Origin of the sequence: Shigella sp. FC1661 (assembly GCF_001712525.1) — a bacterium.
GTDB lineage: Bacteria > Pseudomonadota > Gammaproteobacteria > Enterobacterales > Enterobacteriaceae > Escherichia > Escherichia coli.
This window is the reverse complement of record NZ_MDGW01000086.1, coordinates 1-8,316: the sequence shown is the minus strand read 5'-3', so window position 1 is coordinate 8,316 and position 8,316 is coordinate 1. Positions and strand designations below refer to the sequence as shown.

General features: G+C 48.7%; 7 protein-coding genes and 3 pseudogenes. 3 read left to right on the top strand and 7 right to left on the bottom strand.

Going from position 1 to position 8,316, the window contains the following annotated elements; translation table 11 throughout:
• Both BFF42_RS06350 and pdeC read right to left on the bottom strand, forming a co-directional pair.
• On the bottom strand, positions 1–159 hold a 159-nt coding region (locus BFF42_RS06350), incomplete at its 3' end, for an IS1 family transposase (protein WP_032277379.1).
• 56 nt (positions 160–215) lie between these two features.
• Positions 216–950 (bottom strand): annotated as a pseudogene (gene pdeC / locus BFF42_RS06345) (c-di-GMP phosphodiesterase PdeC); the annotation flags it as partial.
• A 429-nt stretch (positions 951–1,379) separates the two neighbouring features.
• Here pdeC and BFF42_RS06340 point away from each other — a divergent pair.
• Complete coding sequence (locus tag BFF42_RS06340; protein ID WP_001295689.1) at positions 1,380–1,661, top strand: YjcB family protein; 282 nt, start codon at positions 1,380–1,382, stop codon at positions 1,659–1,661.
• A 98-nt stretch (positions 1,662–1,759) separates the two neighbouring features.
• On the opposite strand, the gene ssb1 is transcribed toward BFF42_RS06340, so the two are convergent.
• Entirely contained in the window at positions 1,760–2,275 is a 516-nt protein-coding gene (gene ssb1, locus BFF42_RS06335; protein ID WP_000168307.1) for a single-stranded DNA-binding protein SSB1, read from the bottom strand.
• A gap of 253 nt (positions 2,276–2,528) precedes the next feature.
• On the opposite strand from ssb1, the gene uvrA reads away from it, so the two are divergent.
• The gene (gene uvrA / locus BFF42_RS06330) at positions 2,529–5,351 is read left to right on the top strand and encodes an excinuclease ABC subunit UvrA (RefSeq protein WP_000357740.1); all 2,823 of its coding nucleotides are present in this window, start codon (positions 2,529–2,531) and stop codon (positions 5,349–5,351) included.
• Between the two features lie 34 nt (positions 5,352–5,385).
• Here uvrA and BFF42_RS06325 read toward each other — a convergent pair whose 3' ends face one another.
• The 3 genes from BFF42_RS06325 to aphA all read right to left on the bottom strand — a co-directional run bounded on the left by BFF42_RS06325 (position 5,386) and on the right by aphA (position 6,986).
• Positions 5,386–5,742 carry an MmcQ/YjbR family DNA-binding protein gene (locus BFF42_RS06325; protein ID WP_000155657.1) on the bottom strand — a complete coding sequence of 119 codons (357 nt, stop codon included), beginning with the start codon at positions 5,740–5,742 and terminating at the stop codon, positions 5,386–5,388.
• Between the two features lie 3 nt (positions 5,743–5,745).
• Positions 5,746–6,162: a secondary thiamine-phosphate synthase enzyme YjbQ gene (locus tag BFF42_RS06320; RefSeq protein WP_000270377.1), complete on the bottom strand. Its 417-nt coding sequence runs from the start codon at positions 6,160–6,162 to the stop codon at positions 5,746–5,748.
• A gap of 110 nt (positions 6,163–6,272) precedes the next feature.
• On the bottom strand, positions 6,273–6,986 hold the full coding sequence (gene aphA / locus BFF42_RS06315; RefSeq protein ID WP_001317548.1) for an acid phosphatase AphA: 714 nt from the start codon (positions 6,984–6,986) through the stop codon (positions 6,273–6,275).
• Positions 6,987–7,387: 401 nt separating this feature from the next.
• On the opposite strand from aphA, the pseudogene BFF42_RS06310 reads away from it, so the two are divergent.
• Positions 7,388–7,610, top strand: a pseudogene (locus BFF42_RS06310) (hypothetical protein).
• Positions 7,611–7,966: 356 nt separating this feature from the next.
• Here BFF42_RS06310 and BFF42_RS06305 read toward each other — a convergent pair.
• Positions 7,967–8,316 (bottom strand): annotated as a pseudogene (locus BFF42_RS06305) (IS1-like element IS1X2 family transposase); the annotation flags it as partial.

The window sequence follows — 8,316 nt, the reverse complement described above, 5'->3', positions numbered from 1 at the left end:
GTGCGTACCGGGCTGAGAGGCGGTGTAAGTGAACTGTAGTTGCCATGTTTTACGGCAATGAGAGCAGAGATAGCGCTGATGTCCGGCAGTGCTTTTGCCGTTACGCACCACGCCTTCAGTAGCGGAGCAGGAAGGACATCTGATGGAAATGGAAGCCACGCAAGCACCTTAAAATCACCATCATACACTAAATCAGTAAGTTGGCAGCATTACCCAAAAATAAGATGATTATAAAAATGGGTTATAAGACGTTGATATGAAGTCGCAACAATGGCTGCAATTGGGCGTTTTGTCGAATAAACTGTCGCATATAAATAGCCATTTCTTTGTACGGTTAAATCCTTCAAATGAATCAGCGGAGAAAACGTTGCTGCCGAGGCCTCTTTGCTTAACGAGAAAAAGGTTTTCGTCACCGTATCATACACACCCCATTGCAATGTCGGATCATCAGACATCACTTCACTCCAGAAGAGAGGGTTGATAACCGCCACATAATTTCCCCGCTGCATATAGGTCATTTTATAGCCAGAGAAAAAAGGCGTATCGCGGTAATAATAGATAGAAACGTTAGGTTCACGCTTATAATCGGCCGGTGCAATCGTATAGCCGTTTACAGGCGCTATCAGCGATGAGCATAAAAAATGGTTATCACGGGCATAGATCAATTCATTAATATAAAGATAGCCACGAATAATATTCAACATTCGCTTTTGATGGGCTGGAGTGCAAACTTGCCCCTGATAGCGTTCAGCTGCATCGCTCACTAAATCTGCCTGGCGAATGACCAGCTCGGATTTATCCAGTGCCAGTTGAGCAAAGGTTCGGAGCTGATTATTCACTTCTGATTTTGCCCAAAGGAAGGCAATCCATAGCGAAAGAATGATGGGAAAGAGAACTAAAAAGATAATGCCCGGCAACGCCAGTAATTGGTGTCGTGCACGATGACTCATTGCTATCAATTTCCTGCCTGTTTATACCCGGCCATTGTAAGGTGAAAACCCTGGGTACCGACGTCTTTAGATAAATCTTACGGTATAAATAGCACTTTTGCCTGATTTGAAATTGATACCTTTCTAATCGTCACCTGGATGAAAATAATTCATTGATATTCAAAATTAATTTCCTACAGGAATGCAGAGGCGGCGGGAAGATATGCCCTTAATGCCACTGAAAAACCACATAATCTGTACAGCAATAAAAGTCACGGCCTAATATGGCTAACAAACAATCAATTGTGATATATTTCACAAAATTAATGAAACAAACAGAGTGTTTCATTTTTGTGTTCTGCAAGCCCCGCGATAGCCAGAGTGTACCACGCCTCCCGTGAACAACGCCGCGCTGTCCAGGGCATCGGCTCTTTTCAGAGGAATTGTTTGATGGCTACCCTCACCACTGGCGTGGTTCTTCTTCGCTGGCAACTTCTTAGTGCCGTAATGATGTTTCTGGCCAGCACACTCAACATCCGTTTTCGTCGGTCTGATTATGTCGGGCTTGCGGTGATCAGCAGCGGTCTGGGCGTTGTTTCCGCCTGTTGGTTCGCAATGGGGTTGCTTGGCATCACAATGGCGGACATCACCGCTATCTGGCACAACATCGAGTCGGTGATGATAGAAGAGATGAATCAGACACCGCCACAATGGCCAATGATTTTGACCTGATACGTAGAAGCCTCCATAACGGAGGCTTCTTTTTTATGGCTGGCAGATGCTTTAATCATCCACCTTAAAACAATATAACCTATTGTTTTAATGACAAATCAGAACGGAATGTCATCATCAAAGTCCATCGGCGGCTCGTTAGACGGCGCTGCCGGAGCGGACTGCTGCGGGCGAGACTGCGCGCCGCCGCTGAACTGATTGCCACCCTGCGGCTGCTGAGGCTGACCACCACCGATATTACCACCTGCCGGAGCGCCACCACCCTGACGACCACCCAGCATCTGCATGGTGCCGCCAACGTTCACCACGACTTCTGTGGTGTAGCGATCCTGACCGGATTGATCGGTCCATTTACGGGTACGCAGCTGACCTTCGATATAAACCTGAGAACCTTTACGCAGATATTCGCTGGCCACTTCTGCCAGTTTGCCGAACAGCACAACGCGGTGCCATTCAGTCTGTTCTTTCATCTCGCCGGTCGCTTTATCACGCCAGGATTCGGAAGTAGCCAGCGTAATGTTGGCAACTGCGCCACCATTTGGCATGTAGCGTACTTCCGGGTCCTGACCCAGATTACCAACGAGAATAACCTTGTTTACGCCTCTGCTGGCCATGTTCGTGTCTCCTGAAAAAAATCGTTCTGAATAAGTGTAAACGCGCGATTGTACCATTACCAATAGCGCTTTTACTATGTTGTGACCTCGGTTCCGGGAAACAAACCTGGCCAGACATTGTTACACAACACTCCGGATAATGCATTCCAATACTGTATATTCATTCAGGTCAATTTGTGTCATAATTAACCGTTTGTGATCGCCGGTAGCACCATGCCACCGGGCAAAAAAGCGTTTAATCCGGGAAAGGTGAATGGATAAGATCGAAGTTCGGGGCGCCCGCACCCATAATCTCAAAAACATCAACCTCGTTATCCCCCGCGACAAGCTCATTGTCGTGACCGGGCTTTCGGGTTCTGGCAAATCCTCGCTCGCTTTCGACACCTTATATGCCGAAGGGCAGCGCCGTTACGTTGAATCCCTTTCCGCCTATGCGCGGCAGTTTCTGTCACTGATGGAAAAGCCGGACGTCGATCATATTGAGGGGCTTTCTCCTGCCATCTCAATTGAGCAGAAATCGACGTCTCATAACCCGCGTTCTACGGTGGGGACAATCACCGAAATCCACGACTATTTGCGTTTGTTGTTCGCCCGCGTCGGCGAACCGCGCTGTCCGGACCACGACGTCCCGCTGGCGGCGCAAACCGTCAGCCAGATGGTGGATAACGTGCTGTCGCAGCCGGAAGGCAAGCGTCTGATGCTACTCGCGCCAATCATTAAAGAGCGCAAAGGCGAACACACCAAAACGCTGGAGAACCTAGCAAGCCAGGGTTACATCCGTGCTCGTATTGATGGCGAAGTCTGCGATCTTTCCGATCCGCCGAAACTGGAACTGCAAAAGAAACACACTATTGAAGTGGTGGTTGATCGCTTCAAGGTGCGTGACGATCTTACCCAACGTCTTGCGGAGTCGTTTGAAACCGCGCTGGAGCTTTCCGGTGGTACAGCGGTAGTGGCGGATATGGATGACCCGAAAGCGGAAGAGCTGCTGTTCTCCGCCAACTTCGCCTGCCCAATTTGCGGCTACAGTATGCGTGAACTGGAGCCACGACTGTTTTCGTTTAACAACCCGGCAGGTGCCTGCCCAACCTGTGACGGCCTTGGCGTACAGCAATATTTCGATCCTGACCGCGTGATCCAAAACCCCGAGCTGTCACTGGCTGGCGGTGCGATCCGTGGCTGGGATCGCCGCAACTTCTATTACTTCCAGATGCTGAAATCGCTGGCAGATCACTATAAGTTCGACGTCGAAGCGCCGTGGGGCAGCCTGAGCGCGAACGTGCATAAAGTGGTGTTGTACGGTTCTGGCAAAGAAAACATTGAATTCAAATACATGAACGATCGTGGCGATACCTCCATCCGTCGTCATCCGTTCGAAGGCGTGCTGCACAATATGGAGCGCCGTTATAAAGAGACAGAATCCAGTGCGGTACGTGAAGAATTAGCCAAGTTTATCAGCAATCGCCCATGCGCCAGCTGCGAAGGGACGCGTCTGCGTCGGGAAGCGCGCCACGTTTATGTCGAGAATACGCCGCTGCCTGCTATCTCCGACATGAGCATCGGTCATGCGATGGAATTCTTCAACAATCTCAAACTAGCTGGTCAGCGGGCGAAGATTGCAGAAAAAATCCTTAAAGAGATCGGCGATCGTCTGAAATTCCTCGTTAACGTCGGCCTGAATTACCTGACACTTTCCCGCTCGGCAGAAACACTTTCCGGCGGTGAAGCCCAGCGTATCCGTCTGGCGAGCCAGATTGGTGCGGGCCTGGTTGGCGTTATGTATGTACTGGACGAGCCGTCTATCGGCCTGCACCAGCGCGATAACGAGCGCCTGTTGGGTACGCTTATCCATCTGCGCGATCTCGGTAATACCGTGATTGTGGTGGAGCATGACGAAGACGCAATTCGCGCCGCTGACCATGTGATCGATATCGGTCCTGGTGCGGGTGTTCACGGCGGTGAAGTGGTCGCAGAAGGTCCGCTGGAAGCGATCATGGCGGTGCCTGAATCGTTGACCGGGCAGTACATGAGCGGTAAACGCAAGATTGAAGTGCCGAAGAAACGCGTTCCGGCGAATCCAGAAAAAGTGCTGAAGCTGACAGGTGCACGCGGCAACAACCTGAAGGACGTGACGCTCACGCTGCCAGTCGGTCTGTTTACCTGCATCACAGGGGTTTCAGGTTCCGGTAAATCGACGCTGATTAACGACACACTGTTCCCGATTGCCCAACGCCAGTTGAATGGTGCGACCATCGCCGAACCGGCACCGTATCGCGATATTCAGGGGCTGGAGCATTTCGATAAAGTGATCGATATCGACCAAAGCCCAATTGGTCGTACTCCACGTTCTAACCCGGCGACCTATACCGGCGTGTTTACACCTGTGCGCGAACTGTTTGCGGGCGTACCGGAATCCCGTGCGCGTGGTTATACGCCAGGACGTTTCAGCTTTAACGTCCGTGGCGGGCGCTGCGAAGCCTGTCAGGGCGACGGTGTGATCAAAGTGGAGATGCACTTCCTGCCGGATATCTACGTGCCGTGCGATCAGTGCAAAGGTAAACGCTATAACCGTGAAACACTGGAAATTAAGTACAAAGGCAAAACCATCCACGAAGTGCTGGATATGACCATCGAAGAGGCGCGTGAGTTCTTTGATGCGGTGCCAGCTCTGGCGCGTAAGCTGCAAACGTTGATGGACGTTGGTCTGACGTACATTCGCCTGGGGCAGTCCGCAACCACACTTTCTGGTGGTGAAGCCCAGCGCGTGAAGCTGGCGCGTGAGCTGTCAAAACGTGGCACCGGGCAGACGCTGTATATTCTCGACGAGCCGACCACCGGTCTGCACTTCGCCGATATTCAGCAACTCCTCGACGTGCTGCATAAACTGCGCGATCAGGGCAATACCATTGTGGTGATTGAGCACAATCTCGACGTGATCAAAACCGCTGACTGGATTGTCGACCTGGGACCAGAAGGCGGCAGTGGCGGCGGCGAAATCCTCGTCTCCGGTACGCCAGAAACCGTCGCGGAGTGCGAAGCTTCGCATACGGCACGCTTCCTCAAGCCGATGCTGTAATCGTTAAGGCCGCTTTCTGAGCGGCCTTTTCCTTTCAGAGTTGTACCAGCAATTTACGCTTTTCTTCCGGTAGTAAATTCACTGCCTGCTGATAAGACGCATCCACCAGATAATAGATTTGCGAATCCGGCAGCGAACCGTCGAGATACACGGTGCTCCAGTGCGCTTTATTCAGATGGCGGCTAGGACGCACATCGCTGTGCTGCTGACGTAGCAGCTCCGCCAGCTCCGGGCTGGTTTTCAGCGAAACAGCTGGGCGATTTTCTACTTCTTTCACCATCGCAAACAGCACATCTTCCACTTTGATCTGCGTCGCTTTCCAGTCGTTATGCACGCTCTGTTCTGCGCCTGGTTTTGCCATGCAATATTGTAGCAACTCCGAAATGGTCATTTTTTACTCCCCTTGTAGTGTCGCGATGATGCGACGCGATCCGCCGTGGATGCGATGTTCCCCCAGCCAGATGCCTTGCCAGGTGCCGGTCTGAATACGCCCTTTATGTAACGGCAATACAAGCGATGTTCCCTGCATTGAGGATTTGATATGAGAAGGCATATCGTCTGCTCCCTCATAGTCATGCTCATAATTTCCGTTGTCGGGAACGGTGCGGAGGAAAAAACGCTCCATGTCGTGGCGTACGGTGGGATCGCAGTTCTCATTAAGTGTCAGAGAGGCGGAGGTATGTTGCAGCAACAGATGCAGTAAGCCGATGTTAACGCGCGGCATATCAGCCAGCTGATTCAGAATTTCATCCGTTACCAGATGAAACCCACGAGATTTGGCGCTAAGCGTGAGCGTCTTTTGATACCACATGTGCTGCTCCTTGATAAAACTCTCTTAATCAGTTTGCAGCAAGACAGCGAAAGGATAAAGGTGTGATTAAAAAAACAGCATTCGGGAGAGCATCACGCTCTCCCGCTCTGTCAGTATTCTGAATTGACGATCACCTCTTCACCAAACGCACCCGCTTGTGGCAAGGGTTTGTAGGTAGAGTTGGAGGCGCGCAGAATGCGGATACCACGAGCGCCGACATCGCGTGCGGCGGTAATATCATTATCAGAATCGCCATAAAAAATTCGGATATTTTTATCCTGCAGCCATTGCGATTTTGTATTTTGCCCTGGTTTATCGCCCGCAAAGATCACCGGATTCATGTTGGTGGCAGGAATATGAAAATTATCCGCCAGCGTTTTTGAAACCGTTTCTGTTTTCGTCGGACTACGACCAGTCACAAAGAAGATCGCGTCACCGCGGCGTACATGCATATCAATCAGCTGGCGAGCGACCTCTTTTGGAATGCTGAATTCATCCCAGCCATTGTTCATTTTTTCCCAGAACACAGGATTTTTCAGATAATCTTCGCTTTCTGGCGAGAAGTTTTTTTTGCCGCGCCAGAAGCCCGGGCTGGAAAAAAGTACCGTGTCATCGATATCAAACCCCACCGCCATTGGCGGACGCCCTGCGAGGCTATTTTCAATTTGTGCGACCGAAACCCAATGAATTGGTGCCTGTTCAGCAAGCCTGGCAACGTTAGTACCAGGGTTAAGCGGTGAAGGAGATGAGGCCAGGGCAACAGCGGAACTGTTTAGAGCGAACAATAAGCAAACGGCACTGATTGCCTGTGTGATCTTGCGCATATTTTTCCCTAAATAGTCAGTATGTTGAAACTTTTTATTGTGAGATTTGTTGCAAAAACCATCTGACCATAACGCCAGCTGCAGGGAAAAGGAAGGATTATCTGCGGTTTTTGTGATGAAAAGCAGGATGATTATATTTAACCCAGTAAATACGTTCCTGTCTTTTTTTGTATAAAAAATGTTTATTACTCGATGTAAGGATACATTAATTTTACGTTTATTATGATGAATCCTCTGCAAATGAGCGAAATTTGATAGAACATTTATCTGCTGTACGATTTAATGAACTTAATGATACAGCATTACAAAAACAATCGAAGTTTATAAAGATGATTCCTGATTGACCAGAACCCTATCCTACAATGGTGATTAATTTTATTACTCGCGATGGAGATGATGATATGAATATATCATATATGAATAGCAACAAAACGACATCTTTACCTGTTGAGCTAGATGCACTAAATAATAAAGATATCTCTTATGCCAAAGATTTTTCTTATGTCAAAGATTTCTTTTTATACATAGAAACACAGTTAAAAATTGCAAAAGATTTTTGTAGACCTGGAGAAGAAGTATCAAGTTCTATTGCAAGTAAAGTTTTTCACGCATTTATTGATTTAGTTAACAAAATCAGGGGTAAGAAAGACTTTATGTATATTTGCACGCTTTGCTGTTTTGCCGAGGAGGTTAAAGGTGATTATTCTCATTACAGGACCTTTTTATTTGATATTGGTAATCAATATAAGGTTAAACTTACACAAAGCGGAAAAAAAGAGTTCTCTTTAACATTAGAATTTAACGATACTATAATTGAATCTCAGAAAGTCACAGGCAATAAGGCAAAGCATATTCTTGAGGATATAGAAATATTCTATCGTAACAAACCCGATACTTATTATTAAATTTAATAATGGTTAGATGTGCAGAAATTATTACTCCACACGAAAAAATAGGGAAAGGAAGATAATGACTCCAACTTACTGATAGTGTTTTATGTTCAGATAATGCCCGATGACCTTGTCATGCAGCTCCACCGATTTTGAGAACGACAGTGACTTCCGTCCCAGCCTTGCCAGATGTTGTCTCAGATTCAGATTATGTCGCTCAATGCGCTGAGTGTAACGCTTGCTGATAACGTGCAGCTTTCCCTTCAGGCGTGATTCATACAGCGGCCAGCCATCCGTCATCCATACCACGACCTCAAAGGCCGACAGCAGGCTCAGAAGACGCTCCAGTGTGGCCAGAGTGCGTTCACCGAAGACGTGCGCCACAACCGTCCTCCGTATCCTGTCATACGCGTAAAACAGCCAGCGCTGACGTGATTTAG

Coding starts and splice junctions, on each gene's coding strand:
- ssb1 (WP_000168307.1), bottom strand. CDS start 2,275: ATGGCCAGCAGAGGCGTAAACAAGGTTATTCTCGTTGGTAATCTGGGT.
- BFF42_RS06340 (WP_001295689.1), top strand. CDS start 1,380: ATGGCTACCCTCACCACTGGCGTGGTTCTTCTTCGCTGGCAACTTCTT.
- aphA (WP_001317548.1), bottom strand. CDS start 6,986: ATGCGCAAGATCACACAGGCAATCAGTGCCGTTTGCTTATTGTTCGCT.
- BFF42_RS06325 (WP_000155657.1), bottom strand. CDS start 5,742: ATGACCATTTCGGAGTTGCTACAATATTGCATGGCAAAACCAGGCGCA.
- BFF42_RS06320 (WP_000270377.1), bottom strand. CDS start 6,162: ATGTGGTATCAAAAGACGCTCACGCTTAGCGCCAAATCTCGTGGGTTT.
- uvrA (WP_000357740.1), top strand. CDS start 2,529: ATGGATAAGATCGAAGTTCGGGGCGCCCGCACCCATAATCTCAAAAAC.